This window comes from Wolbachia endosymbiont (group B) of Eupithecia inturbata (assembly GCF_964030915.1).
Taxonomy (GTDB): Bacteria; Pseudomonadota; Alphaproteobacteria; order Rickettsiales; family Anaplasmataceae; genus Wolbachia.
This window is the reverse complement of the sequence record NZ_OZ034987.1, coordinates 13,229-39,746: the sequence shown is the minus strand read 5'-3', so window position 1 is coordinate 39,746 and position 26,518 is coordinate 13,229. Positions and strand designations below refer to the sequence as shown.

Here is a 26,518-nt window from a genome sequence, read left to right as displayed (position 1 = left end):
TAAGCAGATGTTTCAAAGCAATGAATAAAAATGAGATCTTATAAGTTTTTAGAGGAAGTATTACATAAGGTAAGGAATATCGAAAACACACTAAAACTACTAAGCAAAAGCCAATTGAATGTAGAGGACAAAGTTGAACAAATGTGTCTTCTAGAGGAAATCAGACATGAAATTATCTCTCATGATGCAATAAAGGAATCATTAGCGAATGCTCTTAGGAATAAAAAGAGTGCTAATATTCAGCAGCTGAAGTTAATAGAGGGGATACACAAAAGCAGCAGTGCTATTCCTGTTGATTTAGTAAAATCTTTGTCCAAAGCTAAGATTGAATGCCAAAACTTATGGAGGCTAACTAATTCTGAAATTAGTAACTTAGCAAAGCTGAAAGAATGCTTTACTAACCTAATTAAGCTTACTCGTGAAGCAGCTTCTATAAAATCGCAGCAATTAAAGCGCTCAAATTATGAGTCATTGCTTGCTGACTATGACTCTAATATCACAGAAAAGAACATAAAGGAAATATTTCCTAAGCTAGGTAAATTTTTTAGTGAAAATGTAGAGAAAGTAACTCAAAAGCAGAAGAAGGATAAGGTTACTAATATACAAAAAGTTACGGTTCAGAGACAGATTGAACTTGGTTCCTTATTCTTACAGCAAATGAGTGTTACACCAAATGAGATTTCCATTTCTTATTACGATCCTATCGATTATGATGAATCTGACCTTTGTTATGGTTTATTTTTACTTTTACGGCATACTGGTTATGCAATTCATCAAAAATGTTTAGCGCAAAATTCTATAAAGAGCTCAATTACTAAACATATTATGTATGAAACTCAAGGGTTATTCATGGAAAGGATCATTGGAACATCCAGAGAATTTATTGAGTTCATTCAACCACACATAAAGGAGAAACTTTCTACAAAAGGCAAAATTAATAGTAGTGTTGAAAATTTGTATTTGATTTTCAATAAAGTAAATCTTTCATCTTTTTTGAAGAATGCGGATGAATTTAGTTTATTGGCTCACATTATGCTAAGAACTAAATTAGAACAAGATCTAATAAATGGTACGTTAGAAGTTAAAGATCTACACGATAAATGGTTGGAAGGTATGAAGCATTACAAGATTTCAGTAAAAGCTAAAAATGAGCTAGACACTTATTTTCAAGATGAGTATTGGATAAGTGGTGTTATAGGCTACTTTCCTATTAAAGTCATAGCGTTAATCGCTGCTGTGCAGTTTTTTTCTTTCATTAAGAAAAATCATTACGAATTTTTAGATTCTATAGTAAAAGGAGATTTCAGTTTACTTATCGATTGGTTCTCTAAAAATGTATATAGTGCAAATTATGGCTTTTTGGAACAGCTAAAAAAGGTAACAGGTAGGGATTTAGATATTGAGTGCTACACTAGTTACTTATCTGAAAAGTATAATTTGTCTCAATAAATGGTTTTCTTGAGTTGTGTATGAGTTTTGTTCAGAATTTAATCAGAAATTTTTTTACTTTCAAAGGTTTATTTGCTAGCGATATTGCTATAGATCTTGGTACTGCAAATACTTTAGTTTATCAGAAAAGTCAGGGGATAGTGCTTGATGAACCCTCAGTTGTAGCAAGAGTAAAAGAAAAAGGAAGTTACGTTCCTTATGCTTTTGGCAAAAAAGCTAAGATGATGCTCGGAAAAACACCTGGAGAAATAGAAGCGATAAGGCCCTTGAAAGACGGAGTTATTGCTGATTTTAAAAGCGCGGAAGAAATGTTAAAATATTTCATACGCAGCGCAAACACAAGATTCACTGTTAATAAGCCTAGTATTATCATATGTGTTCCATCTGGATCTACCCCAGTTGAAAGGCGTGCTATACAAGATGCAGCAGAAAGTGCTGGTGCAAATGAAGTATTCTTAATTGAAGAACCAATGGCTGCAGCAATTGGGGCTGGACTTCCAGTTACCGAACCTGAAGGTTCTATGATTGTTGACATAGGAGGTGGTACAACTGAAGTTGCAATTATTTCTTTAGGTGGAATTGTTTATTCACGTTCTGCCAGAGTAGGTGGTGATATTATGGATGAGGCAATAAAGTCATACATTCGTGAAAATCATAAGTTATTGATTGGCGAAACAACTGCTGAAAAAATTAAGAAAAACGTCGGTTCAGCCAGTCTGCCAGTTGAAAACAACAAAGAGGGAATGATAATTAAAGGCAGGGATTTAGTGAGTGGTATGCCAAAAGAAATGCTTTTATCAGAATATCAAGTTGCAGAGAGCCTAATAGAGCCTGTACATCAGATAATTTCTGCTATTAGAACTGCACTGGAGAGTACTCCACCTGAACTTTCTTCTGATATAGTTGATAGAGGAATAATTTTATCTGGTGGAGGTGGGTTATTGCGCAACTTGAGTAAAGTTATTAGTGAAACAACAAAATTACCAGTTCGTGTTGCAGATGATCCACTTTGTTGTGTTGCCCTAGGTAGCGGAAAAGTACTTGAAAACATGGACTATTTTGGCCATGTTTTATTCAAGCAAGATTAAGTTGTTTTTGAAGGCAGTTTATCGAATTGTTTTGATGGAATTATGTAATATAAATGAGATCCCAGTGTCACGCATCAAGTAATTTAAAGGCAACTTCCAGCAGGAAGGGGTGTCATCCCAGCGCTTGACACTGGAACTTGACTACAAATAAGTACGCTGTTTCGATGAAATTGTGTAATAGAAACTGGATTCCAGTGCTTGACACCAGGTTTGTGTTTATAAATTATATGCTAAAAGAATTTGAAATTGAACCTTTATTAAAAGATAAAGCTCCGCATCAAACTAAGGCTATTGTTGCAATGTCCGGGGGAGTTGATAGCTCCGTTGCTGCAGCACTGCTGTATAACCTTGGGTACGAAGTGATAGGTGTGACTCTTCAGCTATATGGCACTGATGGCAATGCTAATGCAAGAAAAGGTGCATGCTGCGCTGGACAAGATATTTATGACGCCAAACGCGTAGCTGAAAGTGTTGGCTTTCCTCATTATATTTTAAATTACGAAGAAACATTTAAAAAGGAAGTAATAGAAGATTTTGCGAATACTTACATGCGTGGGGAAACCCCCATACCATGTGTAAGATGTAACCAAACAGTCAAATTCCGTGATCTATTGCAAGTCACAAAAAATCTTGGTGCGGATGTGCTCGTAACAGGACATTACGTAAGAAGATTAGAAGAAAATGGTGAGGTAAAGTTGTGCAGAAGTATTGATAAAAGTAAAGATCAAAGTTATTTTTTGTTTGCTACAACTGAGGAGCAGTTAAAGCTTTTGCGATTTCCACTAGGTGGGTTCTATAAAAGTGATATAAGAAAATTAGCAAAATATTTTAGCTTACAAATCTCTGAAAAGCCGGATAGTCAAGATATATGCTTCGTTTCCGAAAGCTATAGTAAAACAATAGCTAAATTAGCTCCACAATCTGTACAGAAAGGTAAAATAGTAGATATTCATGGAAAAGTGCTAGGTGAGCACAGCGGCATAGTAAATTTTACAGTGGGCCAGAGAAGAGGCCTCTGCATTGCACACAGTGAGCCTCTTTATGTAGTAAGAATTAATACAGAAAATAATGAAGTTGTAGTAGGCCCGATCAATGCTCTAATGCAAAAAAAGATATTGGTCAAAGAGTTAAATTGGTTAGAACAACCAAAAGAAGGCATGGAAGTAACTGTGAAGCTTAGGTCATCACATGCAGGAAGCTTAGCGACAATATATTCAACTGACGAAAAGAACAAAGCCTGTGTAATTTTAAACGACGATTACTTTGGCATCAGTCCAGGTCAAGCCTGTGTAGCATATAAGGGCGAACAAGTTATCGGTGGAGGTTGGATATGCTTCTAACTTGGTGGTTTAATCTTTTAATGCAGAATGTAAACATACAATAAAATTTATTGCTGTTTTATCCTATATTCTTTATACTATAAAGATAATTATTATATTGTGGACTAGAGGGATGGTTAAAGAAGTTGAAGAATTAATAAAAATTGTTGGTAAAGGCAATTTATTAGAGGCCTTGTTTATTTTTTTAGGCAATTTTCAACATGCTAACTTAACTGGTAAAATAGACCACAGAAACCATATTGGTTTGTCTTCATTCGTTAGAAAAAAAGAGGAATCATTAGATAAATATTTTAACTTACAATTTAGTCTACAAGGGTTGTTCTTAATTTATACTCAAGCTTATGAAATTTTAAGCGGGAGTAATAATCTGAGCACTCAAGATATCATAGATGAAATATATAAAGTTATTAAGGAGTCTGAGTTAGGTAAAGACATACACGAAATAGTAGATGGAAGAAAATTAGATTTACTTAACGTTTTGGCAAATCCAAAGAGAGAATCAATATTTAAAACAGTAGAAGATTTTGAAAATAAGGTGCTTATTGATGTTAGAAAGTTACTAAGTGAAGAAAATGCATTAAACGAATATGACAGAGAATTTACCTTAAGTAAATGCATTATTGATTTCTATTATTCTATTCACAACATAAAAGTAGATAAAGATATAGCATTGTTCTTTTCTTTGGGTAGTCATTATAAAAAACTTTCGTCATCTAACAAAACAGTAAAAAGAGAAGTATCAGAGATATGTGAAGATCCATTAATAGAGAGCTATATAATGCTCTTAGCTAGCTCACTACAAAGGATCGAGCTATCAAGTAGAGATGGAACCATCGAATATACAATCGATCATGAGGATGTGGATCGACAAGAGAGAGCATTAAAAATGGATGGATTAATATATCCTAAGAATACAAAAAACACCCTGGAGCAACTGTTAAAAAACCAAAACAGTGATGAATTTGAACAATTAGTAACAAGCCCTAAAAATATATACTACTCAGTGCCACAAGAAGAGAATAAATGTAGGCCAAATTTCATTGTCAGCAAGAAAAATCATAAAAACACAGTCTGTAAACTTATTTTAGGTATGTTTGTATTGTCTGTTGGGTTATATGCTACCGATTATTTCTTTATGGAGCAAAATTTGTTTAACTCAATGAGCCCACAAACTAATCTAATAATTGCTGCAGTACTGACTATTGTAGTAGTATATGCTTTATTTCAACTACTGAAATCACCTCAAGAACCGCCACATTCAACGTTCAACAGTGCAACTATTAATGGTTTTACAAATGGTCCTATGCAACCATAAACCTCTACTTATGAATGATAAATGTAGCACTTTTAAAGTGTATGCTATATAATATCTTCTCTTGAATAACGAGGTAATCCATGGATTTAAGCAAAATAACAACAAAACCAGATGAAATAAATGTAGTAATTGAAATAGGCGCAAATGCTGAACCCGTAAAGTATGAATTTAATAAAGAGCTCGGATTATTACAAGTTGACAGATTTTTGTCTACCTCAATGACTTATCCTTGCAATTATGGATTTGTACCAAATACCTGCGCAGGTGATGGTGACCCTGCGGATGTTTTGGTGCTAACTCAATTTCCTTTAGCGCCTGGAGTTTTGATATCGGTGCGTCCAGTAGGTGCATTACTTACCAAAGATGAAAAAGGAGAGGATGAAAAAATATTAGCTGTACCTATCTCCAGTGTTGATAGCTATTATGACAATATAAAGAACTATTCTGACTTACCTAAAAATCTACTAGATAAAATTGCTCATTTCTTTTCTCATTATAAAGATTTAGAAAAGGGAAAAACGGTAACAGTTGGAGAATGGGCTGATGTGGAAAAAGCAAAAAAAATCATTGAAAAAAGTAGAAATTAGTTTGCATTAGAGCTGCTCAGAAAAATATTGTTGTTTTTTATGTTGCGGTTAAAAGCATTAGACAGGCAGTAAAGGTCTTGATATTATAGTAATAATTTGGAAGGGTGGCCGAGCGGCTGAAGGCGGCGGTTTGCTAAACCGTTATACGATTGAAAAGTCGTATCGAGGGTTCGAATCCCTCTCCTTCCGTATATTATTGTTTAGGTATTCATTACAGTAATTTCATCCTCTTTTTTAATTATTAAAAAGTTAGCTAGCGTTTATTCAGTATTTATTATAGAATTAGTTATTAGCTAAATAATTTTATATGCATAAAATACTAATTTTGATATTAATAATGCTGCCGCTTAGGTTACTTGCAACTGAGATTGAAATTGTTGCAGATGTAAATGGTGAGCCAATTTCAAATTTAGATATCGAAAGACGTATAAACTTCATAAATTCATTGCTTGGCACTCAGAAGATTAATCAAAAAGAGGTAAAATCTCAAATTCTAAGACAGTTAATAGACGAAATTATCATTGTCAGCGAAGCACAGAAGATGAATATAGAATTGAGTAACGAGGAGTTAAATAATGCTGTCACGTTATTCTTAACTCAAAGTTTAAAACTTGAGGCTGATGAAGTTGATCAATACGTAAAAAAGCATAATATAGATCTCAATACCCTAAAAAAACAAGTAAAGTGTCAGCTACTGTGGAACAAGATTATTGAAGTAGGAATTGTGCCACTTGTCAATATCAGCGATAAAGAAGTGGACGATGTAAGAAAACAAAAAGAGAAACCTGACTACCTTATTACATTTCAGGAGTTTGTAATTCCTGATCAGAAGATGGCTGAAGATTTAATAAAACAATTACGTAGCAGTAATAATCCAGAATCTTCAATAAAGATGAGCAAAGCAACCGTTAATTTAAGTCAGCTAAAAGGTAAACTCAAGGACGTTTTGGAAGGATTAGAAATCAGTGATGTAGCAGGTCCGGTTAGTTTAAGCGAAGGTTACTCTGTTATAAAAGTCATAGATAAAGTACAGCTTAATCATACAATGCTGAAAAGTACTTTAAAACTGAAACAGGTTGTAGTTGAAGGTTCAGAAAGTTTACTCTCTAATTTTAAGGAGCAAAAGGTCAGTTGTTTAAATTTTGACAAGTTAGCAGATGATTTCAAGTTGCCAAGCGTAAAAGAGTTTGAAATAAAAATGCGAAATTTAAATCCTGATTTACAGATTTTATTTAGTAAAACAAATATGAATGAAATAGTAGAATTAAGAGAAAATAGCACTGCAAAGTTGATGATGTTATGTGATATCAAAAATAATGCAATGGATATAGAAGCAATCAAACAGGAAATGTATCAACAAAAGATTATGATACAAAGCAACCTGTTATTGGATAATATGCGAAAAAATGCAGCTGTTAGTTATCAGTTTAATTGAAGTTAGAGAGGTTTTCTACTCCATAAAAAGTTTATGAATAATATAATGCTCATTGGCGGTGGAGTTGGAAATGCAGTGTTATTTTCGATAGGGAAGGCATGTCTTGAAAACAATCATAAGGTTTTATATTTCGCTGGCTATAAAAAATTAAGTGATGTATTTAAACGAGCACTGATAGAACGTGCATCAAGTGCAGTAATTTGGGCATGTGAAGAAGGATTGATAGAAACAAGTAGAGATCAGGATAAATCCTTTCATGGTAATATAGTTAATGCAATAAGCTCATATCAGCAAGAAAAGTTAGGTAAAATTACTATTAGTTTAAACACTATAGATAAAATCATCACTATTGGTTCTGATAAAATGATGAAAGCTGTAAATGAAGCTAGAAAAACAATTTTAAAGCCATATCTGAAACCAAAACACATAGCAATATCATCAGTTAACTCTCCTATGCAGTGCATGATGAAAGAAATCTGCGCTCAATGTATTCAGCAACACATAAATAAGGAAACAGGAGAAATAAGTTTTGTTTATAGTTGCAGTAATCAAGACCAGGATATGGAGCTTGTTGACTTTGATTTTTTAAGTGAGCGCTTGAAGCAAAATAGTTTACAAGAAAAGCTCACTGCAAAATGGATAGAACATGTTCAAAGACACTAAACAGCACAAAGAGGAACTAAGGAAGCAATATAGAACCATAAGAAAAGATGTTGATGAAAGTTATTCTAGTTATGCAGCAAATTCTCTTATTAATCTCTTTAACAAAAACTTAAGTTGCGTTAAAGGTAAAACAATAGCAGCGTACATTCCAACAGACGGAGAAATTAATGTTGTGCCTTTGATGCATCATTTACTCGATTTAGGATATAAAGTAGCAATTCCTAATAAAAATAAGTTATTAAAATTTGAGGAATGGAATAAAGCAGATGAAGATATAATTCCCGACACAATCATTACCCCTATTGTTGCTTTTGATGATCATTTTAATAGGTTAGGTTTTGGCGGTGGTTGGTATGATGAAATGATAAAAAAATTACGGCCACTTGGAAAAATATTTATAGGTGTAGCCTATGAGAAGCAATATTGTAAAAATTTACCTGTAGAAAAACATGATCAAAAATTGGATATTATAATCACTGAGATGTGTGTTAGATGTAGAAGTGGATTGCTCAAAAAAGTTGTAAGTTAAAAATGTGATATAAAAGAGATAAGAGGGAAAGATAGCCCTACTCACTATAGGAATAGAGCTATCACGGGCGTGTGCGACCGAAAAAAAGTTGGTATTACAACCGTTTCCATCAAGGTACACTAGCCCATCTCTCGATACGTTTGAATAGTTGTGTGGGACATATATATGCACCCGTTTACAATCTTAAATTAATAAAACTATCGAGGTTATAATGGTTAGATCTTATCAAAATTTTATTGGTATTGACATCGGAAAATTCAAGAATGTTGTTGCAGTTCACAAGCAGAAGAATGCTGTTGAATTTGACAATAATACTTCTGGTTGGCAACAATTGTGTCAAAAGTTCTCAGATATCTTACCTAATTCTTTAGTGACTTTAGAAAATACAGGAAAATATGAGCTTGGTTTGTCACATTTTCTTATTGACAAGAATATCACCGTACATCGAGCTAATACCCGTAAAGTAAAAAGTTTTATTTTATCTCACGGAACTTTAGCAAAATCCGATAAATCAGATGCAAGAGCTCTTGCTCAATATGGATTTGAACGCCATAGAACTCTCTCTCTATTTGTACCTACTTCTGAAAAACAATCAACCTTAGTTGCACTTTGTCAACGTCGTGATGACATCACGCAAATGAGAACTCAGGAAAAATGTAGACTGGAAGCACCTGAAAACGACCATATAAGAGAAAGTTGTCAAAAAACTATTGAATTTTTTAATGGCCAAATAGATGAACTAAATAATACTATACAAAGAATCATTGATGAAAGTCATGAGTTACAAGAACATCAAAAAATCCTTAAAACAGTTCCTGGAATAGGTAAAAAGTTATCACAAGATTTTCTGTGTTTAATACCGGAGCTTGGTTACTTAAACAGAAGGGAAGTAGCAAGTCTTGCTGGAGTTGCACCTCATCCTAGGGAAAGTGGTAAAGCTGTTGGTTATCGAAGGATTATAGGTGGTAGAAGTAATGTCCGTAAAAAGCTTTTTACAGCTGCCATGTCTGCTGCAAGGTCCAAATCTGTACTTGGTGCCTTTTATTCTAAGCTTGTTGAAAGTGGTAAGAAGAAAATGGTAGCTATAACAGCTCTAATGCGGAAAATCATAGTAATTGCTAATGCAAGACTTAAAGAAGCAATTAATTTGCATACTCTCACAACGGTGACTGAAATTGGCTAATGAATATGTGCGTCTACACAGACTTAAAGCACATATTCATTAGCTAAACAGAAATTATTATGGCAGCTGTTTGATATAAAATTTTATTTCTATGACACACGGGTTTTTATTGTCCACATGATTGAACAAAGTTACAGAATTACACAAATAAAAAATTTTTTAAAAAACATAGTTGATGGATAGAAAGGAGTAGCATAGTCTCCCTCTTTCTGATAGTATAGCCCTTCTCATAATAGTCCAAAAAGAGTAAGATATGGATTGATAGTAGTGGAAGGTAAGGATGCCAGTAGCAAATAGTTATGACTTAAGAAAAAAGGTAATGGAAGCATTGGATGAAGGAGAGAGTGGAGAAACTGTTGCCAAGAGATTTAAGATCGGAAAAACAACTTTATATGAGTGGAAGAAAAGACGTGAGAAAACGGGAGATTTTCAGTCAAAAAAGCCTGGAAGCGTGGCATAAAATTACCGACTGGAATGCATTTGCCGAATTTGCAAATGAGCAAGGTGGCAAAACTCAGTCAGAGATGCTGGGGCAATATTAGTAGACAAACAATTCATCGAGCACTTAAAAATATAGGATTCACAAGAAAAAAAAGACCTACGGATATAAAGAAAGAAATGAAGAAAAGCGAGCTCAATTTTCAAAGGTTATAGCAACAAAAGAACCTAAAGAATTAGTGTATATAGATGAGTCTGGCATTGATAACACTGAACCTATGGTTATTGCCAGAAAGGACAGCGGTTTTATGCCCTAAAATCTGGGAAGAAAACTCAACGAATTAGCATGGTTGCAGCCTTAAGTGGAAGAAAAATAATTGCTCCGTTAACCTTGGGAATGTTCAAAAAAGTGTGTCAAAGCGAATTTTTAGTTCAACTCAATTTTTAACCTATCAGGAAAAAAGATATCAAGTTGAGATATAGTTAGAGCCCAATTAGGCAAAGCCATAGCCCATTTTTGCTCTATCTTTTTTATAGCACAATATACCAATTTGTACAAGGCATTTGTACTGGTAAATGAACCTTTGGTTTTAGTAAATTTTCTGATTTGTCTGTGCAACCCCTCAATTGGATTGGTGGTATAAATTAGCCTTCTAACAGGGCCAGAATACTTAAAATAACTAGACAAATTTTCCCAATTGTTTTGCCACGATTTTATGACTAAAGGATATTTTTCACCCCATTTTTCCTCCAGTTCAAGTAAATAATTTTCGGCGATTTCTCTACTTGTAGCACGGTATATTTTTTTCAAATCATTCATAAAAACTTTTATATCTTTGCTGGATACGTATTTTAGTGAATTTCTTATTTGGTGCACAATGCATAACTGTACCTCAGCATTGGGAAATACGCTATTTATAGCTGTAGGGAAGCTTTTCAGACCGTCAACACAAGCTATCAAAATGTCTTCTACTCCTCTCTCTTTTAAGTCATTTAATACGCCTAGCCAGAAGTTAGCTCCCTCACTTTCTGCTAAGTAAAAACCCAGTACTTCTTTTCTGCCATTTTGGTCTATTCCTAATATATTGTACATGCATTTACTTATGCAATGTCCATTCTCTTTGACCTTAAAAAACATCCCATCCATAAATACTATCGGGTATACTGATTGTAGGGGACGACTCCTCCATTCATTGATTATAGGCAGTAATTTATCTGTAATTCCAGATATCTCTGCTGCAGATATTTTATGGTCATAGATTTCTTCCACATAGGATGCTATATCCCTGTATCCCACACCGCTTGCAAACATGTTCAAGACCTTTGTTTCAAGTTCTGGATGTAAGCTTGTTTGCCTTTTTTTCACTATCTGTGGTTCGAAACTTCCCTCTCTATCTCTTGGTGTCAATAGTTCAAATACTCGTCTTCAAAGTTTTGCCATTCTTTCCGTTTCTTCGATTCTTTTCTTCTCTTTCATTGGATAAATGATGCTCTATTTCACCTTCTAGACTTGCTTCCAGCAGCCTTTTTACAAATGGTGTTAATGCTCCATCTCTCCCCATCAATGGTTTACCTTCCCTTATTGATGACAGTATATTTGCTTCCAGCTCTTTGTAATCTACCAGGCCAGTCGTTCCATTTTCTATTTTGTAACTCATATATCAAACCTCTATTTTTTGTTTCTATTTTATTTTTATTTCTCGGTTTGACACACTTTTTTGAACATTCCCTTTAAGCAGCTAACGGCAGAGCAATTAGTCAGCAAGGTAGTAAAAACCTCAGTTGCGGATTAGCCAACGAAGTAAAGCTTAGAAATGCAGGGCTTTTTCGGCTGCATGGAATATGAAACAAGCGTAGAAAAAATGTGTACCAAAAAATTTATCGGTGATCTATGTCTTGTATGCTCAATCTCAAAGTTGTTTTTCAGAGAGCCAAAAACTGTCTCAATAATCGATCTTTTTCTTAACAAAATCTTCTCATTTAGCGCCATTAATGAGTTTTTCATACCCTTTTTTATACTGGTTACAAGCTTTAACCCTCTATCGAATAATTCGTGAAAAAGATCTTTTTTGATATATCCTTTATCTCCAAACAATAATCCAGTCAATTTCTGAGTTAAATTTGGCACAGGTTTTCTATCATCAATGTTGCCTTTTGTCACCGTAACCCCTTGAATTTCGCCAGCTTCGTTGATTACTAGATGTAGTTTAAAACCGAAAAACCACCCATAGGTAGTCTTTCCAATCTTTGCCAACCCTTTGAAAACTTTATTTCTCGAGGTCCTTTTTGGATGGCAAACAGCGATAGATGTTGCATCTATGTACGAAATCCCTGTCACTTTTGACTGTTCGCAAAACCATTGCATTAAGAGCACTAAATACCATAAAACCCTAGATTTTAGCCTAATAAACCTACTATAGGATGGCAATTTTGGAAACGCTGATTCGTATAATAATTTCAAATAATGCACATAGAAAATTTTAAAATTGTCGCACTTGGATTGGTGATATAGCAATATTATGGTAAGAATCTCTGAATGCGTAATCTCTGGCGTCCTGGTTGGTTTTTTGCTACTTGGTAGAAGTTTTTCTGCAAAATTCTTGTCAACTGAATTGCAAAAATCGTCGATCAGGCAAAATAATTCTGTTATATTTTCATTCATTGGTAACCTCTCTATTTTGTAAATAATTTTCCGAGGTTACCCTATTTTCCTGGCTTTTTCACTGATTTCTAATCCGCAACTGGGGTTAAAAGGATACACCAAACAAGAGTGGCAAAAAGTAAGAGAAAGAAATGAAGTACTAGATTGCCGAATTTATGCGAGAGCAGCATCTATTGCGCTTGGAATTGATCGTTGGCCAGAGAGTAAATGGAATAGTTTGAGTGGAAAAATAGAAAGTAAAAAACCTAAGAAAGTAAGACAGAGTAAGTGGCTGGAAAATGTATAACGAAGAGTATTTAGTTCAAGTCGAAGAAGCGATAAAGAAACTACAAAACGGAGAGCGAGTAGTATCAATTGCATATGTTGACCATGTGGTGAGATATGCTGAAGTTCAGATAAATGACTTGCTGAATTTACGGCAACGTATTAAGGCTGAACTGAAAGTTGCAGGTATGAAGCCTAAACGAAAGATTATTTTTGCAACAAATAAAGGAATTATATGAGGAAAAATTTTCTGAGAAAAGTTGTAAAAGAGGAATATTCTGAATTTTTAGAGCAATTAAAAACTTTTATAAAACTATGGGAGAATAGAGAGAGTCCAGTAAATGGAATAATAGATTTGTCACATTGGCAAGAAAATGTGGATTTTGAGTTAGCTAAAGAGAATGGTATAGTTGGAGTAATTCATAAGGCAACGCAAGGAACAGGGTACATAGATACAAAATACAAAGAAAGAAGAAAAGAAGCTGAAGACTTGGGTCTATTATGGGGTTCATATCATTTCGGTGTAGGGGAAGATGGAAAGGATCAAGCAAATCACTTGTATCTTCAAGGAGTAGGGCATTGTAGCTAAAATGTCTTGCAGGGAAGGTGAAGCCGATAGATTACTTATGCCAAAAAGGCTGACAAAAAGATTTTGCTCCCTTCCCATATAGAGTTAAAAGACAGAACAGTATCTTTGGAATTATATCCCGTATTACAAGGTTGGTCTAAACTCTCAATTCGTTATAGTCCTAGAGGAAATTTTATGCAAGTCAATGCTATTTTAGGTGTAGACATTTCTAAAAAGAAACTTGATGCTTGTTTATTGATAGACAACAAAGAACGACATAAAGTTTTTCACAATAACAAGGAAGGTTTTGAAAAGCTTGTAGCTTGGTGTAATAATCACGGAGCAGTCCTTATTCATCTCTGCCTAGAAGCGACTGGTTGTTATAGTGAAAATATAGTTAATTTTATGTATGACCTTGGACATAATGTAAGTGTGGTAAACCCTGCTCAAATCAAAGCTTTTGGCAAAAGTGAGCTACTCAGAAACAAAACAGATAAGTCAGATGCTGCCATGATTGCTAGGTTTTGTATTGCTAATAAACCTAATCTTTGGAAACCTGCGCCTACTGAAGTCAAGCGTTTAAGAGATCTCTATCGTTGTTTGCAAGCACTTAAAGACGACAAGTTACAACAGATGAATCGCTTGGAAAATAAAAATATGGATTCCCGTTGTAAGCAAGCCATACTTGAAGTAGTTGCTACAATAGAAACAGAAATTTCTGCTATAGAAAAAGAGATTTGTGAGCATGTTAATAACCATTCACACCTAAAAAATATGATAGAAAACATCAAGACTGTAAAAGGTATAGGACATCTTACTGCTGTTGCTATCGTTGCAGAAATGCCATCTGTTGATAATTTTGATAATGCTAGACAATTTACAGCCTTTGCCGGTCTAAATCCTGAATATTACCAATCAGGTTCATCTGTCAGTAAAAAAAGTAGAATATGTAAAATAGGGTCGGAACGTATTCGCAAAACTCTTTATATGCCAGCTATAGTAGTCAAGAATCATAATTCTCACTTTCAAAAGTTTTGCCAACGTTTAGCAAGCAAAGGAAAATGTCCAATGGTAATAATTGTCGCATTAATGAGAAAATTAATGCATGTGGTTTTTGGTATTTTAAAAAATAATCAACCATTTAATGGTGATTTAGTGAAATAATCAGTTGACATGAGAGACAGTATCTTTTTGCTTGCCTCGCCTCTTTTAACTGTTCTCTTGTATAGCTCATAGTATGTACCCTTACTTAAAATTAATAATATAATACTAGCATTTTTAGTTTATATAGTCAATTTATTAAGTAATTTTAATTGACTTTCAGCAAACTTTAGCCTTATATGTATGGTCCCAGAGTGTAATGGTATATAAAACATGAGAACAAAATGCCATTAAAGGAGAACTTATGATTACTGGATATATCAGAACAACAGAGACAATTCATAAAGCAATGTAAACTTTCTAAGTACTATAACCTCAACTCTAAAACTATTGTAAAACAGAAAAAAGCATTCATTTAAAAGAAAAATAACAGCTCCATATACTATTAAAGTGATAATACTTATAATGTTAGATGTGACACCAAATCTAATTTGAAATATAACTTATTTACTCAGCTTCTTTTGAAACTACTGTGAACATAATATCTATAGATAAAACATCGCATTACCACGCCACTAACGAGTAGCAGAATGACAAGTTTTTCAAACTAGTCCGGTAAAAATCTCAGTCAGTTCAGCTGTATGCTTTTAACTTTCCCAAAAAGAGAATTAACCATATGAAATTCTTGTTGATATGACTTAATGAATAATTATTTTAGGTTACTAATTTATTTTAAGAAACTTTGATGATATTTAGCCCACTTATTTTTCTATTTTCCATGTCACGATGAGCCCCTATTATTTCATCAAATTTATATTTTTTATTAATTCGTACGATTAAAAGTTTTTTTCTTATCATCTCGAATATTTCCATTGCAGTAAGCACTAATGTAAATTTATCATGCTTATAGTGATATATCGAAGTTCCAGCTGCAAATAACGAACGCGAACTAAGTAAAGAGAAATTAATAGGAGCATTACCTGATATCTGCCCATAGGAAACATATATGCCAAACTTACCCAAAGATTCAAAAGAGAGCTTGCTTGTAGCGTAACCTATAGGGTCATACACTGCACCTACTCCTCTATTTTTCGTAATCTCCATGATTTTAGAAACGAAATCTTTATCATTGTAGTTTATTGCGTATGTGCAGCCATTTTGTAAAGCTATCTTCATTTTTTCGTCAGAGCTTATAGAACCTATCACTATACCTTTTTTATCCTTTGCCCATTGGCATATTATTTGCCCCAAACCACCATTAGCTCCATGAACTAGTACAAAAGCACCAGGCCTGATTCTATAAGATTGATTAACTAAATAGTGAGCTGTCATACCTTTAAACAATACTGCAGCAGCAACTTCATCAGGTATATCATTCGGAATTTTTATCAAATATTTCTGGTGTACAATGCGCTTTTCACAATATGCCCCTGGAGGAGCTGTGCAATATCCAACTCTATCTCCAACCTTAAGTCCATCACTAATTTTTTTACCAAGCTTTTCAACAACTCCTACTGCCTCTACTCCAAGTACTGATGGCAGATCTTTAATTTTGCGTGTACCTTTTCTGTGTTCTAAATCATAACGATTTAAGCCGATAGTTGTATGACGTATTAAGACTTCCTCATCTTTTGGCTCACCTATGCTCTTATCTACAAATTCTAATACTTCTGGCCCCCCAGTTTTTTTAATTTGTATAGCTCTAACCATGATAAATGTAAGACAAAAACTTTAATTATGTTATCTAGCAATTAATATTTTGCAAAATGTTATTTAGAGTTTATACACTACATAAGCGTATTGTTAATAGTTTTGAGGCACAAATTATGACAAACAGAGAAACTTGGCTTTATGGTGTTTTATTCAATGTGTTGTGTGAAGTGGATGAAGATGACGATTTAGATACCAATAATAAAAGAAAGGTTAAAATGTAAAATGCAAAAATCAGATAAAAAAGGAGACTATTGTAAATATTTATATACTTCTTGGGAAAAAAAGGATTTGATATTAATCACAGATTTGACTTGAAAGATTATGATGGCTTTCCAATAGATAGTCTTTTTTCCATCGCCATTAACTATAAACCGTACACTTTAACAAATCTAGCGCAAGTTTTAATAAAAGCAGGAGCTAATGTGCAAAACGAAAAAGGATATTTACATACCTGTGTTTTGACCCATTCTCCGGACATATTAAAGGCTCTCATAAAAGCGGGAGTGAATGATAGCCCAGATGAAAACTACAATGGAAACACTGCTTTAGAGTGTGTTGCTGAATTATATTGTAAGGATAAGTCAATTGAACGCAAAAATTGCTGTGAGATTCTAATTAAGCATACATTAGAAAAAAATCCCAACATAGAAATACCAGATTCTGTAAAAAATAATAAGGAGTTGGCTCAATGTTGGAATGCTTGTGAAGCAAATAATGAAGGATGGGAATTAGCAACAACGAACACTGAAACACAAGTAGTCAGTGTGCAAAAAGCAAATAAGAGCTCCTGCTCAATTCAATAGATGTATCGTACAACCTTGTTCGGATTACAATAGGAAAAGGTTTGTTATTTAAGCTTAAAAAACGTATATGATAGTGTTATTTCACTTAAATCTTTTGTACTATTGTCACGCATTATTTCAGGGTCTACGTAAAAGGATACGGGCATAGCCGCTTTTTGTTTTGGTAGCAGCATTTGCTCTTCAAAACAAAAGCATGCAACTTTATTGAAATATTTACCTGCTTTAAAAGGTGTGACATTATACACTGCCATTCCAAAAGAAGGCTGATCAGATAAATTTTTTGCATAATAAAATACTAAACTTTGTTGCCCTATATTTGTATCGATGTAGTTAGTTTCTGATTTAAATTCCCAAGGCAGACCTGATATTATATCAGCATTAAGGTGAACCCTGATTTTTTGGTCAGTTGCATTTATTGTTGCATTAGTTACTTTTCTCGTTGTGCCACCATATCCAGTAGCTTTACAAAAGATGCTATACAACGGTACTGAAGCATATGCAAGACACAGCATCAATACCACTAAAGATATTAGGAGGAAAACTATAGAACTTTTATTGTTTCCCCTTAAAAAGGAAATCATCTAATCCTTATTGTTGAACAAGTTAAGTAACCTGAGTAAATTGAGGAATATATTGATGAAGTCAAAGTAAAGATTAGTTGCACCAAGTATTGCCAGCTTAGTAGTTGCAACTTCTGAGCCATCATTATATCTATAATAAACATCTTTGATTCTCTGAGCATCGTATGCGGTCATTAAAGTAAACACTATCACTGATACAAACGATATTGCAAAATAGAGAGGACTGCTTCCAAGAAACAGATTAACTATAGATGCAATGATTAACCCCCAGATTCCCATAATCAAAAAAGAACCCATGCTGGTAAGATCTTTTTTTGTAGTATTACCATATAAAGCCATAGAACCAAACATGATCGATGTAATGAAAAATGCTCTCGCTATATTTTCTGCAGTATAAATTATAAAAATATGAGATAAAGAAATTCCCATTAAAACTGAGAATAGAAAAAATACAGTAAGTGTTGACTGAGCACTTAGGTGTTGAAGCCTAAAAGACATATAAAACACCAATGCAACTGGAGATAGCATTACCACAAGCGATAGAACAGGATTGGAATAAATCACCTGGAAAAGACCAGAAAACACTGTTAAAAACGCAACAAGCCCTGTAACACCTAAAGCTAAAGCCATATAATTGTATACTTTAGTTAGGTAACTCCTGAGTCCAGCACTATAATAAACGCCCTGAGAGCGAATATCCTGTTCGTTTTTCATATAAGACATATGTAACTCCTTATTATCTCTTGATGATATATTATAATACAATACAGCGTTTTTATCAAGTATAAAATGACATACTACAATTGAATGGTGTGGTATGCAATTAGAGAATTTCTTCCATAACTATAAGCAAATCGGTTTTCAGCAGCATTTAACTATTATAACAACCTCTGGCAATAGAAATTACTTTCACCATTCCCTCTATCATGATTTAAGGGGAATGGTGAAAGTAGTTTTTGCATTTACTAAAGCATTCTTCTTATAGATACTATACCAACAATCCACTATTTTTTCTATGTCTCGCGGTTTAACCTCCGGACCTATACTGATTCTAATTGAACATTCTGCTTGCTCTTTTGTTGCTCCCATTGCAAGCAAAACATGAGAAGGCCCAACTTTTCCAGAAGAACATGCAGAACCATTGCTGACTGCAATATTATTTAAGTCAAAGCACATGAGCTGCAGATCATTCTTCACTCTCGGCATATAAATGAAACTTGTATTTGGCAATCTTTTAGAATTTCTGCCAAAGATCTTGATATCACTGACAAGACTTAATAACCCATACTCCAATTGATCACGCAGCTTCTCTACTTCATCCATCTTTGATAGAAGATCTGGAATGTTTTGCAATGCAGCAGAAAGACCTACTATTGCAATAATGTTTTCTGTACCACCACGCAATCCTTTTTCTTGCCCACCACCTATTATAGTAGGTTCTATTACAAGCTTTTTGTCAAATATTAAAACTCCACTACCTGCTATACCACCAAATTTGTGAGCAGATAAAGTAAGTAAATCCACTCCTAAATCTTCCATATTTACTTTGATTTTCCCAACACTTTGAGCAGCGTCAGTGTGACAGATTGCCCCGAATTTATGTGCCATTTTAGCTATTTCCTTAACAGGCTGGATAACTCCAGTTTCGTTATTAGCCATCATCACTGAAATTATTACTTTATTCCCTTCAAGTTCGCTTAGAATTTTCTCTAGCTCTAAAAAGTCAATAATACCCTCTTGATTAACGGGTATTATATGTGGATTACATGCAGAATTAAGAATTGAAGGATGCTCTATAGCTGAAATTACATGCAGATAGCCTTTCATTCCTCTCATGACGAGGTTGTTTGCTTCAGTTGCACCAGACGTAAAAACTATTTCTTTATCATCTGGAATGCTAAGAGCATCACGTACGTTATCTCTTACCTCTTTAAGAATCTTCCTCGCTTCTTGTCCTCTTTTATGCAGCGATGATGGATTTAGTGTTTGTTTCGACAAAATCTCAAGTATACTTTTTTTTACATTTTTACTCACTGAAGCAGTTGCATTATAATCAGCATACACGCAACTACTGTCTTCCAGAGAGAATAAACTCACAGGCTTATTTGTCACTTACCATCAACCAATTATGTATGTTAACTTTAACACGATAAAAATTTATTGCAAAAACAGGGAAATTAATACATAATTAATAAACAATTTACATTATCAACACCTGTCAAAACAGGTTTTTATTAGGAGTTATCATGGTAGAAGTCTTTTTAAATAATTCAACAAAAAAGATAGAAGGTAGATACCATCAAAGCAAAGATACCAATGCACCAGTTGTGCTAATTTTACATCATCACCCTCAATATGGTGGTAGTATGGATAGTAAGATTATACATACTATATATGAATCTTTTATCGATAATAACTTTTCTGCATTGACAATTAATTTTCGTGGTGTCGGAAAATCTACCGGAACTTTTGATAAGGGTATAGGAGAATTAACTGATGCTGCAGTAGCTATTGATTGGCTTCAGGAGCATAACTCTAACAATGTTCCAATTTGGATAGTTGGTTTTTCTTTTGGAGCATGGGTAGCTATGCAATTGACAATGCGCCGTCCAGAGATAGTAAGTTTTGTTGCCCTTTCTCTTCCAGCAACTAAGTACGATTTCTCTTTTCTCTCTCCTTGCCCAGTTCCTGGACTTATAATACAAAGTAATAATGATACAATTTCAGAAGAAAGCGATGTAACAGAATTAGCACAAAGGTTAATAAATTCGGTAAAAAATAACCATATGGAATACCATATAGTAGACGATACTAACCACTTTTTAAGGGATAAAGAAGAGGAAGTAGCTCAAATTATAGATAATTATATAAAACTACGCTTAAACAGTGCAGTCACTTCCTCCAAAAAAGTTAAAAAAGAGATAAGGGTAAAAGAATATGCCTAACTTTACAAATGAGAGAAATGAACGTATTAATATAAATAAAAAAAGTCTTGTTATGTTTAGGCAATTATTATTTCTCGTTTTAGCAATGTTTATGCTGTCAGGATGCTTTCTAAGTAAACAGCGTAAGTTAAAGAGTCCGTGTATAAAAAATAATGAAAGCATTTCATGCGAATTACACTCTGTTAATGACCATTGGTTAAATAAGTACAAGTTATAGGTAGCTTTGTATTGTACTGTTTCTTCCATTTACAGCTTTACTAATGATCGGTTTTTTAACTGAAAAATGTGATCTGCTTTTTCTGCAAGGATATAGTTGTGTGTTACTATAAGCATAGAGCTGTTATTTTCCTTTACATATGAATGTAACAGCAAAAATACATTCAAAGAATTTGTTGGGTCTAAATTTCCCGTTGGCTCATCTGCAAGTAAAAGCTTTGGAGAGTTTACAATGCTTCTTGCAATTGCAACCCTCTGCCTTTCTCCACCAGAAATTTCAGATACCATACTACTTGCTTTATTTTCCAGACCAAATTTTTCTAATATTGCTTGCGATTTTTTTTTTGCTTCAGCTTTGCTTCTTCTTGCAATAAGCTGAGGAAGCATAACGTTTTCCAACACTGATAACTCTTGTAATAAATAGTGAAATTGATAAACAAAGCTAAGAAAATTTCTTCTTACATGAGTTTTATATTTATTGCTGGCTTGCGTACAATTTACTCCATCTATTGTCACTACACCTAAAGTTGGCTTATCCAATAGGCCTGCAATTTGCAATATAGTTGTTTTTCCTGATCCTGAACTGCCGATCAATGCAACTACTTGCCCTCTTGTAAGACTCAGATTGATATCTTCTACAATAGCAGGACTTTTTTTGAAGCTCTTACTTACAGAAGCTAGCTCTAGTGTTACACCACCACCCATATTATAAAAAGATCCAGGAGGGAGAATTAGACCGAGAAACTGTTACCACAACCACATCGAGACTTAGCGAGAGCATTCTTGATTTGAAAACCAGAACCACTTAGATCTTCAGTATAATCTATAGTTGAGTTATTTAAAAATTTCGCTGAACAATTATCAACCATTAATACAGGGTTTCCATTCTCATCATTAATTACTATATCTTTACCTTTTTCACTAAAACTGGAGTGGCTTCTATAATCCTCGCTATCTTCGTCATCGTCAAAATCGTCGTCTTCATCATCGTCAAAATCGTCATCCAAAGACATCTTCTTATTTATTTGATCCATAAGAAAATTATACTTGAAGCCAGAGCATCCACCACCTGAAACTGCAACCCGCAAAATAGAACTCTCATCTCCTTCCTGTTCTACAAGGGAGTGGATTTTCCTTAATGCATTGTCAGTTAAGCTAATATTGTAATCTGTTGACATAACAACCACCGTTCATTATTGATAACCTATTATAGTAGAAATTTTACATGTCAAACAATAATTTTCTATTAAGTTACGCGTGCTTTCCAAATAAAACAAAAGGAAGAAATTTCAAAGAGCCAGAAGACAAAAATCGCAGCTGTTTTCAGCGTGATAGGGACCGCATTATTCACTCTAATGCGTTTAGGAAACTAGGATACAAAACACAAGTTTTTATCAATTATGAGCATGATTACTATCGTACTCGGCTAACTCATAGCCTTGAAGTTGCACAAATTGCAAGATCCATCGCACGCAGGCTCAGATTAGATGAGGACATCACCGAATGCATAGCGCTTGCACATGACCTTGGTCATCCTCCATTTGGTCACACAGGTGAGAATGCTCTAGTTCAAGTTGATAAGGAGAAGTATGAGTTTGATCATAATGTTCAAGCTATAAGGATTTTAACTTATCTTGAACAAAAACATGCTGATTTTGATGGTATGAATCTAAGTTGGGAAGTGATTGAAGGCGTTGCAAAGCATAACGGTCCTTTACTCGGTCAAAATGCGGTATCTCAAACAAATAATCAGCTGTTATTAGAATGCAATGAAAAATATGATCTAAAGCTTGAAGAATTTTCAAGCATTGAAGCACAAGTTGCTTCGATTGCTGATGACATCGCTTACAGTGTGCATGATCTTGATGATGCACTCAGGGCAAATTTAGTAACCATCGCAGATTTGTTTGATGTTCCTTTAATTGGCAAAATGTTCAAAGAAGTAAAAAGCGAATATTCAGAATTGGCTCAAAGCAAACTCATACATGAATCACTGAGTAGAACTATAGGAATTATGATAAATGATGTCGTTTTTCAGACCGAAAGAAATATTGAAGATCACAAAATAAAAAGTGTAGAAGATGTAAGGAGCTTGAATAATATGCTAGTCACATTTTCACCAGAAGTTGCAAATGCCACAAAAGAGATGAAAAAATTCAACATGGAAAAAATATACAGAAGTTATAAACTGGCCAGAACAATGAACAAAGCAAAACGTATAGTACAGGAGCTTTTTCAATGTTTTTATGAAAACCCAAGGTTATTACCCACAGAGTGGAACAAGCTTGCCTGTGAATCTCAGCGTTCAGTAATAATATGTGACTACATCTCAGGTATGACAGATAGATTTGCCATACACGAGCACAGAAGAATTTTTGATACCTCATACGAAATGACTTCTTTCTAATGACCGATGATTATTTCATGTCGATCGCATTAAAGCTCGCAGAAAAAAGTCTTGGAGGTGTTGCACCAAACCCTGCTGTTGGGTGTGTCATTGTAAAAGACGGTATGTTAATTGGTGAAGGCTACACAGGAATCGGTGGGCGCCCACATGCAGAAGTAGTTGCTTTGCAAAATGCTAAAGATTTAACTCATGGTGCAACTATGTACGTCACTCTTGAACCATGCTGCCACTTTGGAGTTACAGAACCTTGCACTGCAGAAATCATAAAATCAGGAATAAGAAAGGTAGTAATTGCAACTATTGACCCAGATAGTAGAGTTTCAGGTGGAGGAATTAAAGCTCTGAAAGAAGTAGGAATTGAAGTAAAGCAAGGGATCATGCAGAAAGAAGCAGAGAAACTAAATGTTGGCTTTTTTACCACTAAGAAACTCCATAGACCATTTATAGCTTGCAAAATCGCAACAACTCTCGATGGAAAAATCGCAACGTTTACAGGTGATAGCAAATGGATAACAAGCGAAGATACGAGAAATTGGGTACATGAGCTCAGAGCAAAATATGATGCAATTATGATTGGCAGTAGTACCCTTATCAATGACGATCCTCTCTTAACTTGCAGATTACCAGGACTCGAAGACAGGTCGCCAATAAGGCTAATTATCGATAGCCAAGGGAAATTGAAGGAAGAGCATAATATTGCAAAGACTGCAGACAAAGTAATAACTTGGGTGATTACAAACAGAGAAATAGAGAAAAAAATAAAAAACATTAATTATTTGATAGTCAATTCAAATCACAAACCTCCTGTTATTCCAGATGTTACCCCAACACACTCTCCTGTCATTCCAATACCTTCTCCTGTCATCCCAGTGCCCAGACACTGGGATCCAGAAAACTTCAAGCAATTGCATAATGAAAACTGGTCACGCGCTGGAATGACATCGGAGCCTGACATTATCGATAAAGTCTGCCTAAAAGACATGGCATCAAAACTTGTTTCAGAAATTGGTATAACAAGGTTATTAGTTGAAGGTGGAGGAGTGTTAATTACAGAGTTATTGAAGCACGATTTAATCGATAGGCTGATAATCTGCCGCAGTGGTAAAATTTTAGGTAATGATGCCACTCCTTTTATAGGAGATCTAGGGATTCAATCCATAAACAACTGTTACCGATTCAAAAAAACAGAAGTAATAGACTTTGATGAGGATGTAGTTGAAATGTGGGATAGGCTATTGTAACTTTTACACATCCAGATGAAAGGAGAAAAAAAGAGGTAGAAAATCTACCTCCTATATAACCTATTGTGTTGTTTTTTCTTGAAACTTATCTTCAAATATTTTCATAACTTCAGTCTTTTGCAACATAGTTTTAAGCACTTCTTCATCAATTTCACCTTGAGGTCCTTGTTCACCTTTCTCACCTTGTGGGCCTTTCTCACCTTGAGGTCCTTTATCGCCCACTGGTCCTTTATCGCCCACTGGTCCTTTTTCACCTTGAGGTCCTTTTTCACCAATCGCATTCATTTGCTGATATGAAGCATAAGCTGCTGCGGCAAAATATACAGCGGCAATAAATAGAGCTGCAATTCCAGCAGGGCTAGAAATAAGTGCTAAAGATGCAGGGCCAGCAATTACTTTAGTAGCAATTAATATTGCTGTTATTGCTCCTGCTAAAGATGCAGCTGCAACTAAACATTCAATACCCATTTTTGTTATATGTGCTGTGTTTTTTAGTTTCCGTATACTTGCAGTCATAATCACTTCCTCCTAATTAAGGTTTATAAAAAGTTAATTATATATTGAGAATGTAAACTAATCAAGCATTTTTATTAATAACTTGATGTTTTATCTACTTTTTAAATTGTTACTAATTATGTAAGATTGATACATGGTAAATGGCTGGCTGAATCTTGATAAACCAACAGGAATGAGTTCTGCACAAGCTGTAACTCAAATTAAAAGGATTTTTGGAATAAAAAAAGCCGGACATTTGGGAACACTTGATCCTTTGGCTTCAGGTATATTACCGATCGCTCTTGGTGAAGCAACAAAAACTATACCGTATTTATCTTGTGACTTAAAGGCATACAATTTCACAATAAAATGGGGAAAACAAACAACTACGGATGATTTGGGTGGTGATATCATTAGAACTAGCGATATAAAACCCGAATATAACCAAATAAACTGTGCGATTAAGGATTTTATTGGTGAGATAACACAAACTCCTCCTCAATTTTCAGCAGTGAAAATCAAGGGAGCAAGAGCATATAAATTAGCAAGAAGTGGGCAAAAGGTAAATATAAAGCCCCGGCAAGTCAAAATACATGAACTGAAGCTGATATTCTTGGACACTATAAATAATAGTGCTGATTTTTCTATGATCTGCGGTAGCGGTGTATATGTAAGATCAATTGCAAGAGATCTTGGAGTCACATTAAATTGCTTTGGACACATTACAAAATTAAGAAGAACGATGGTAGGTGATTTTAAGGAAGATGAATCAGTGACAATTGAGCAACTTACTAAAAAAAACACAACAACTTACTCTCCCCAGTGCTTGACACTGGGATCCAGATATACAAATACTTACAAATCATGTAATGGACAAAAGATTCTAGGAGCATATGTCAAAAACAATGTTCGTGATGAAATAGACTGGATCCCAGTGTCAAGCACTGGGATGGCAGAAGATGATGGAGGTAATACAAAAGGCTTCATCATCCCCATTGAATCGGCTTTAAAATCGATGTTCAAAGTTGAAATTTCCTTAGAGGAAGCGGAGAAAATCAGAAAAGGTCAAGAAATTATATTAAATAACTTGCGTAATTTAAAGAATTATGATATTTTTTGTACGATAGTGGGTAATGTACCTATTGCAATTTGCAGTTTTACTCATGGTTGTGTGAAGCCTATTCGTGTTTTTAATATTTTGAAATGAGGTTTAGATGTCAATAACATCCCAAAAGAAAAAAAGTTTGATTAGTACATATGCAATTAAAGAAGATGATACAGGTTCATCTTTTGTACAGTGTGCAATTTTAACCGAGAGGATCAGTAATTTAACTGAGCATTTTAAAGCGCATAAGCATGACCATAATTCTAAGCGCGGTTTACTTATATTGATAGGTAGAAGGCGCAAGCACTTAAATTATATAAAACGTAAATTTGGTAATGAAGCCTATCAAGAGTTAATAGAGAAGTTAGGCATTAGAAAATAATCGAGGAA

Annotated in this window: 26 protein-coding genes, 1 tRNA gene and 3 pseudogenes; 21 read left to right on the top strand and 9 right to left on the bottom strand. The window is 34.4% G+C overall.

From position 1 onward, the window contains the following. Nucleotides 1-30: 30 nt before the first annotated feature. The 11 genes and pseudogenes from ACQH21_RS00205 to ACQH21_RS00155 all read left to right on the top strand — a co-directional run. Entirely contained in the window at nucleotides 31-1,449 is a 1,419-nt protein-coding gene (locus ACQH21_RS00205) for a carboxypeptidase (protein ID WP_353281463.1), read from the top strand. Nucleotides 1,450-1,469: 20 nt separating this feature from the next. Next, a complete protein-coding gene (locus ACQH21_RS00200) occupies nucleotides 1,470-2,537 on the top strand; it encodes a rod shape-determining protein (RefSeq protein WP_007302210.1) in 1,068 nt (355 codons plus the stop codon). A gap of 227 nt (nucleotides 2,538-2,764) precedes the next feature. Next, nucleotides 2,765-3,877, top strand: a complete 1,113-nt coding sequence (gene mnmA / locus ACQH21_RS00195; RefSeq protein ID WP_425384554.1) for a tRNA 2-thiouridine(34) synthase MnmA — start codon at nucleotides 2,765-2,767, stop codon at nucleotides 3,875-3,877. Nucleotides 3,878-3,989: 112 nt separating this feature from the next. Next, the gene (locus tag ACQH21_RS00190; protein WP_425384241.1) at nucleotides 3,990-5,192 is read left to right on the top strand and encodes a WD1261 family protein; all 1,203 of its coding nucleotides are present in this window, start codon (nucleotides 3,990-3,992) and stop codon (nucleotides 5,190-5,192) included. Nucleotides 5,193-5,272: 80 nt separating this feature from the next. Then, a complete protein-coding gene (gene ppa, locus ACQH21_RS00185) occupies nucleotides 5,273-5,779 on the top strand; it encodes an inorganic diphosphatase (protein ID WP_064085837.1) in 507 nt (168 codons plus the stop codon). A 98-nt stretch (nucleotides 5,780-5,877) separates the two neighbouring features. Continuing rightward, a tRNA-Ser gene (locus ACQH21_RS00180) sits at nucleotides 5,878-5,968 on the top strand. Between the two features lie 118 nt (nucleotides 5,969-6,086). Next, entirely contained in the window at nucleotides 6,087-7,214 is a 1,128-nt protein-coding gene (locus ACQH21_RS00175) for a SurA N-terminal domain-containing protein (protein WP_374699617.1), read from the top strand. A gap of 33 nt (nucleotides 7,215-7,247) precedes the next feature. After that, nucleotides 7,248-7,877 (top strand): oxidoreductase, encoded by a 630-nt coding sequence (locus ACQH21_RS00170; RefSeq protein ID WP_425384240.1) that lies wholly within the window; start codon nucleotides 7,248-7,250, stop codon nucleotides 7,875-7,877. Further along, the gene (locus tag ACQH21_RS00165) at nucleotides 7,861-8,406 is read left to right on the top strand and encodes a 5-formyltetrahydrofolate cyclo-ligase (RefSeq protein WP_425384239.1); all 546 of its coding nucleotides are present in this window, start codon (nucleotides 7,861-7,863) and stop codon (nucleotides 8,404-8,406) included. The genes ACQH21_RS00170 and ACQH21_RS00165 overlap by 17 nt, the downstream gene beginning before the upstream one ends. Nucleotides 8,407-8,617: 211 nt before the next feature. Next, nucleotides 8,618-9,589 carry an IS110 family transposase gene (locus tag ACQH21_RS00160; RefSeq protein WP_425384015.1) on the top strand — a complete coding sequence of 324 codons (972 nt, stop codon included), beginning with the start codon at nucleotides 8,618-8,620 and terminating at the stop codon, nucleotides 9,587-9,589. 280 nt (nucleotides 9,590-9,869) lie between these two features. Beyond that, a pseudogene (locus tag ACQH21_RS00155) lies at nucleotides 9,870-10,418 on the top strand (IS630 transposase-related protein); the annotation flags it as partial. Nucleotides 10,419-10,454: 36 nt separating this feature from the next. On the opposite strand, the pseudogene ACQH21_RS00150 reads toward ACQH21_RS00155, so the two are convergent. Both ACQH21_RS00150 and ACQH21_RS00145 read right to left on the bottom strand, forming a co-directional pair. Then, nucleotides 10,455-11,685: pseudogene (locus tag ACQH21_RS00150) on the bottom strand (IS256 family transposase). Nucleotides 11,686-11,816: 131 nt separating this feature from the next. Next, nucleotides 11,817-12,689, bottom strand: coding sequence for an IS982 family transposase (locus tag ACQH21_RS00145; RefSeq protein ID WP_425383942.1), 873 nt, complete (start codon nucleotides 12,687-12,689; stop codon nucleotides 11,817-11,819). An 85-nt stretch (nucleotides 12,690-12,774) separates the two neighbouring features. Here ACQH21_RS00145 and ACQH21_RS00140 point away from each other — a divergent pair. From ACQH21_RS00140 to ACQH21_RS00125, 4 genes and pseudogenes are all read left to right on the top strand, one after another. Then, a pseudogene (locus ACQH21_RS00140) lies at nucleotides 12,775-12,975 on the top strand (terminase gpA endonuclease subunit); the annotation flags it as partial. Continuing rightward, the gene (locus ACQH21_RS00135; RefSeq protein WP_425384238.1) at nucleotides 12,968-13,192 is read left to right on the top strand and encodes a hypothetical protein; all 225 of its coding nucleotides are present in this window, start codon (nucleotides 12,968-12,970) and stop codon (nucleotides 13,190-13,192) included. The pseudogene ACQH21_RS00140 and the gene ACQH21_RS00135, both read left to right, overlap by 8 nt. Further along, nucleotides 13,189-13,542, top strand: coding sequence for a glycoside hydrolase family 25 protein (locus tag ACQH21_RS00130; RefSeq protein WP_425384237.1), 354 nt, complete (start codon nucleotides 13,189-13,191; stop codon nucleotides 13,540-13,542). Before ACQH21_RS00135 ends, ACQH21_RS00130 begins: the two co-directional genes overlap by 4 nt. A gap of 174 nt (nucleotides 13,543-13,716) precedes the next feature. Then, nucleotides 13,717-14,685: an IS110 family transposase gene (locus tag ACQH21_RS00125; protein ID WP_425384089.1), complete on the top strand. Its 969-nt coding sequence runs from the start codon at nucleotides 13,717-13,719 to the stop codon at nucleotides 14,683-14,685. 669 nt (nucleotides 14,686-15,354) lie between these two features. Here ACQH21_RS00125 and ACQH21_RS00120 read toward each other — a convergent pair. Continuing rightward, nucleotides 15,355-16,332: a quinone oxidoreductase family protein gene (locus tag ACQH21_RS00120; RefSeq protein WP_425384236.1), complete on the bottom strand. Its 978-nt coding sequence runs from the start codon at nucleotides 16,330-16,332 to the stop codon at nucleotides 15,355-15,357. A gap of 275 nt (nucleotides 16,333-16,607) precedes the next feature. Between ACQH21_RS00120 and ACQH21_RS00115 the strand changes: the two genes are divergently transcribed. After that, nucleotides 16,608-17,138, top strand: coding sequence for an ankyrin repeat domain-containing protein (locus ACQH21_RS00115; RefSeq protein ID WP_010407015.1), 531 nt, complete (start codon nucleotides 16,608-16,610; stop codon nucleotides 17,136-17,138). Between the two features lie 44 nt (nucleotides 17,139-17,182). Here ACQH21_RS00115 and ACQH21_RS00110 read toward each other — a convergent pair whose 3' ends face one another. The 3 genes from ACQH21_RS00110 to ACQH21_RS00100 all read right to left on the bottom strand — a co-directional run bounded on the left by ACQH21_RS00110 (nucleotide 17,183) and on the right by ACQH21_RS00100 (nucleotide 19,831). Beyond that, complete coding sequence (locus ACQH21_RS00110) at nucleotides 17,183-17,719, bottom strand: cytochrome c oxidase assembly protein (protein WP_010407017.1); 537 nt, start codon at nucleotides 17,717-17,719, stop codon at nucleotides 17,183-17,185. Beyond that, the gene (locus ACQH21_RS00105; RefSeq protein ID WP_007302228.1) at nucleotides 17,720-18,442 is read right to left on the bottom strand and encodes a Bax inhibitor-1/YccA family protein; all 723 of its coding nucleotides are present in this window, start codon (nucleotides 18,440-18,442) and stop codon (nucleotides 17,720-17,722) included. A gap of 201 nt (nucleotides 18,443-18,643) precedes the next feature. Continuing rightward, nucleotides 18,644-19,831, bottom strand: coding sequence for a cysteine desulfurase family protein (locus ACQH21_RS00100; RefSeq protein WP_425384235.1), 1,188 nt, complete (start codon nucleotides 19,829-19,831; stop codon nucleotides 18,644-18,646). Nucleotides 19,832-19,965: 134 nt separating this feature from the next. Here ACQH21_RS00100 and ACQH21_RS00095 point away from each other — a divergent pair, with 134 nt between their 5' ends. Next, complete coding sequence (locus tag ACQH21_RS00095) at nucleotides 19,966-20,664, top strand: alpha/beta hydrolase (RefSeq protein WP_010407025.1); 699 nt, start codon at nucleotides 19,966-19,968, stop codon at nucleotides 20,662-20,664. Between the two features lie 246 nt (nucleotides 20,665-20,910). Here ACQH21_RS00095 and ACQH21_RS00090 read toward each other — a convergent pair whose 3' ends face one another. After that, a complete protein-coding gene (locus tag ACQH21_RS00090; protein WP_010407030.1) occupies nucleotides 20,911-21,585 on the bottom strand; it encodes an ABC transporter ATP-binding protein in 675 nt (224 codons plus the stop codon). Between the two features lie 26 nt (nucleotides 21,586-21,611). Next, the gene (locus ACQH21_RS00085) at nucleotides 21,612-22,058 is read right to left on the bottom strand and encodes a HesB/IscA family protein (RefSeq protein WP_007302232.1); all 447 of its coding nucleotides are present in this window, start codon (nucleotides 22,056-22,058) and stop codon (nucleotides 21,612-21,614) included. 47 nt (nucleotides 22,059-22,105) lie between these two features. On the opposite strand from ACQH21_RS00085, the gene ACQH21_RS00080 reads away from it, so the two are divergent. After that, entirely contained in the window at nucleotides 22,106-23,287 is a 1,182-nt protein-coding gene (locus ACQH21_RS00080) for a deoxyguanosinetriphosphate triphosphohydrolase (protein WP_425384234.1), read from the top strand. Further along, a complete protein-coding gene (gene ribD, locus ACQH21_RS00075) occupies nucleotides 23,287-24,528 on the top strand; it encodes a bifunctional diaminohydroxyphosphoribosylaminopyrimidine deaminase/5-amino-6-(5-phosphoribosylamino)uracil reductase RibD (protein ID WP_425384233.1) in 1,242 nt (413 codons plus the stop codon). The genes ACQH21_RS00080 and ribD overlap by 1 nt, the downstream gene beginning before the upstream one ends. Before the next feature lie 60 nt (nucleotides 24,529-24,588). Here the strand turns inward: ribD and ACQH21_RS00070 are convergent, their stop codons facing one another. Next, nucleotides 24,589-25,044 carry a hypothetical protein gene (locus ACQH21_RS00070; RefSeq protein WP_425384232.1) on the bottom strand — a complete coding sequence of 152 codons (456 nt, stop codon included), beginning with the start codon at nucleotides 25,042-25,044 and terminating at the stop codon, nucleotides 24,589-24,591. A gap of 133 nt (nucleotides 25,045-25,177) precedes the next feature. On the opposite strand from ACQH21_RS00070, the gene truB reads away from it, so the two are divergent. Next, nucleotides 25,178-26,230 carry a tRNA pseudouridine(55) synthase TruB gene (gene truB, locus ACQH21_RS00065; RefSeq protein WP_425384231.1) on the top strand — a complete coding sequence of 351 codons (1,053 nt, stop codon included), beginning with the start codon at nucleotides 25,178-25,180 and terminating at the stop codon, nucleotides 26,228-26,230. Nucleotides 26,231-26,237: 7 nt separating this feature from the next. Continuing rightward, entirely contained in the window at nucleotides 26,238-26,510 is a 273-nt protein-coding gene (rpsO, locus tag ACQH21_RS00060) for a 30S ribosomal protein S15 (RefSeq protein WP_007302237.1), read from the top strand. Nucleotides 26,511-26,518: the final 8 nt, after the last annotated feature.

What these genes read in the sequence shown, in the direction of transcription:
- ACQH21_RS00070 (WP_425384232.1), bottom strand. Translation starts at nt 25,044, where the DNA reads ATGACTGCAAGTATACGGAAACTAAAAAACACAGCACATATAACAAAA.
- ACQH21_RS00095 (WP_010407025.1), top strand. Translation starts at nt 19,966, where the DNA reads ATGGTAGAAGTCTTTTTAAATAATTCAACAAAAAAGATAGAAGGTAGA.
- ACQH21_RS00205 (WP_353281463.1), top strand. Translation starts at nt 31, where the DNA reads ATGAGATCTTATAAGTTTTTAGAGGAAGTATTACATAAGGTAAGGAAT.
- ACQH21_RS00130 (WP_425384237.1), top strand. Translation starts at nt 13,189, where the DNA reads ATGAGGAAAAATTTTCTGAGAAAAGTTGTAAAAGAGGAATATTCTGAA.
- ACQH21_RS00135 (WP_425384238.1), top strand. Translation starts at nt 12,968, where the DNA reads ATGTATAACGAAGAGTATTTAGTTCAAGTCGAAGAAGCGATAAAGAAA.
- ACQH21_RS00165 (WP_425384239.1), top strand. Translation starts at nt 7,861, where the DNA reads ATGTTCAAAGACACTAAACAGCACAAAGAGGAACTAAGGAAGCAATAT.
- ACQH21_RS00080 (WP_425384234.1), top strand. Translation starts at nt 22,106, where the DNA reads ATGTCAAACAATAATTTTCTATTAAGTTACGCGTGCTTTCCAAATAAA.
- ACQH21_RS00090 (WP_010407030.1), bottom strand. Translation starts at nt 21,585, where the DNA reads ATGGGTGGTGGTGTAACACTAGAGCTAGCTTCTGTAAGTAAGAGCTTC.
- ACQH21_RS00120 (WP_425384236.1), bottom strand. Translation starts at nt 16,332, where the DNA reads ATGGTTAGAGCTATACAAATTAAAAAAACTGGGGGGCCAGAAGTATTA.
- mnmA (WP_425384554.1), top strand. Translation starts at nt 2,765, where the DNA reads ATGCTAAAAGAATTTGAAATTGAACCTTTATTAAAAGATAAAGCTCCG.
- ppa (WP_064085837.1), top strand. Translation starts at nt 5,273, where the DNA reads ATGGATTTAAGCAAAATAACAACAAAACCAGATGAAATAAATGTAGTA.
- ribD (WP_425384233.1), top strand. Translation starts at nt 23,287, where the DNA reads ATGACCGATGATTATTTCATGTCGATCGCATTAAAGCTCGCAGAAAAA.
- ACQH21_RS00125 (WP_425384089.1), top strand. Translation starts at nt 13,717, where the DNA reads ATGCAAGTCAATGCTATTTTAGGTGTAGACATTTCTAAAAAGAAACTT.
- ACQH21_RS00170 (WP_425384240.1), top strand. Translation starts at nt 7,248, where the DNA reads ATGAATAATATAATGCTCATTGGCGGTGGAGTTGGAAATGCAGTGTTA.
- rpsO (WP_007302237.1), top strand. Translation starts at nt 26,238, where the DNA reads ATGTCAATAACATCCCAAAAGAAAAAAAGTTTGATTAGTACATATGCA.
- ACQH21_RS00145 (WP_425383942.1), bottom strand. Translation starts at nt 12,689, where the DNA reads ATGAATGAAAATATAACAGAATTATTTTGCCTGATCGACGATTTTTGC.
- ACQH21_RS00110 (WP_010407017.1), bottom strand. Translation starts at nt 17,719, where the DNA reads ATGATTTCCTTTTTAAGGGGAAACAATAAAAGTTCTATAGTTTTCCTC.
- ACQH21_RS00160 (WP_425384015.1), top strand. Translation starts at nt 8,618, where the DNA reads ATGGTTAGATCTTATCAAAATTTTATTGGTATTGACATCGGAAAATTC.
- truB (WP_425384231.1), top strand. Translation starts at nt 25,178, where the DNA reads ATGGTAAATGGCTGGCTGAATCTTGATAAACCAACAGGAATGAGTTCT.
- ACQH21_RS00190 (WP_425384241.1), top strand. Translation starts at nt 3,990, where the DNA reads ATGGTTAAAGAAGTTGAAGAATTAATAAAAATTGTTGGTAAAGGCAAT.
- ACQH21_RS00085 (WP_007302232.1), bottom strand. Translation starts at nt 22,058, where the DNA reads ATGTCAACAGATTACAATATTAGCTTAACTGACAATGCATTAAGGAAA.
- ACQH21_RS00200 (WP_007302210.1), top strand. Translation starts at nt 1,470, where the DNA reads ATGAGTTTTGTTCAGAATTTAATCAGAAATTTTTTTACTTTCAAAGGT.
- ACQH21_RS00105 (WP_007302228.1), bottom strand. Translation starts at nt 18,442, where the DNA reads ATGTCTTATATGAAAAACGAACAGGATATTCGCTCTCAGGGCGTTTAT.
- ACQH21_RS00175 (WP_374699617.1), top strand. Translation starts at nt 6,087, where the DNA reads ATGCATAAAATACTAATTTTGATATTAATAATGCTGCCGCTTAGGTTA.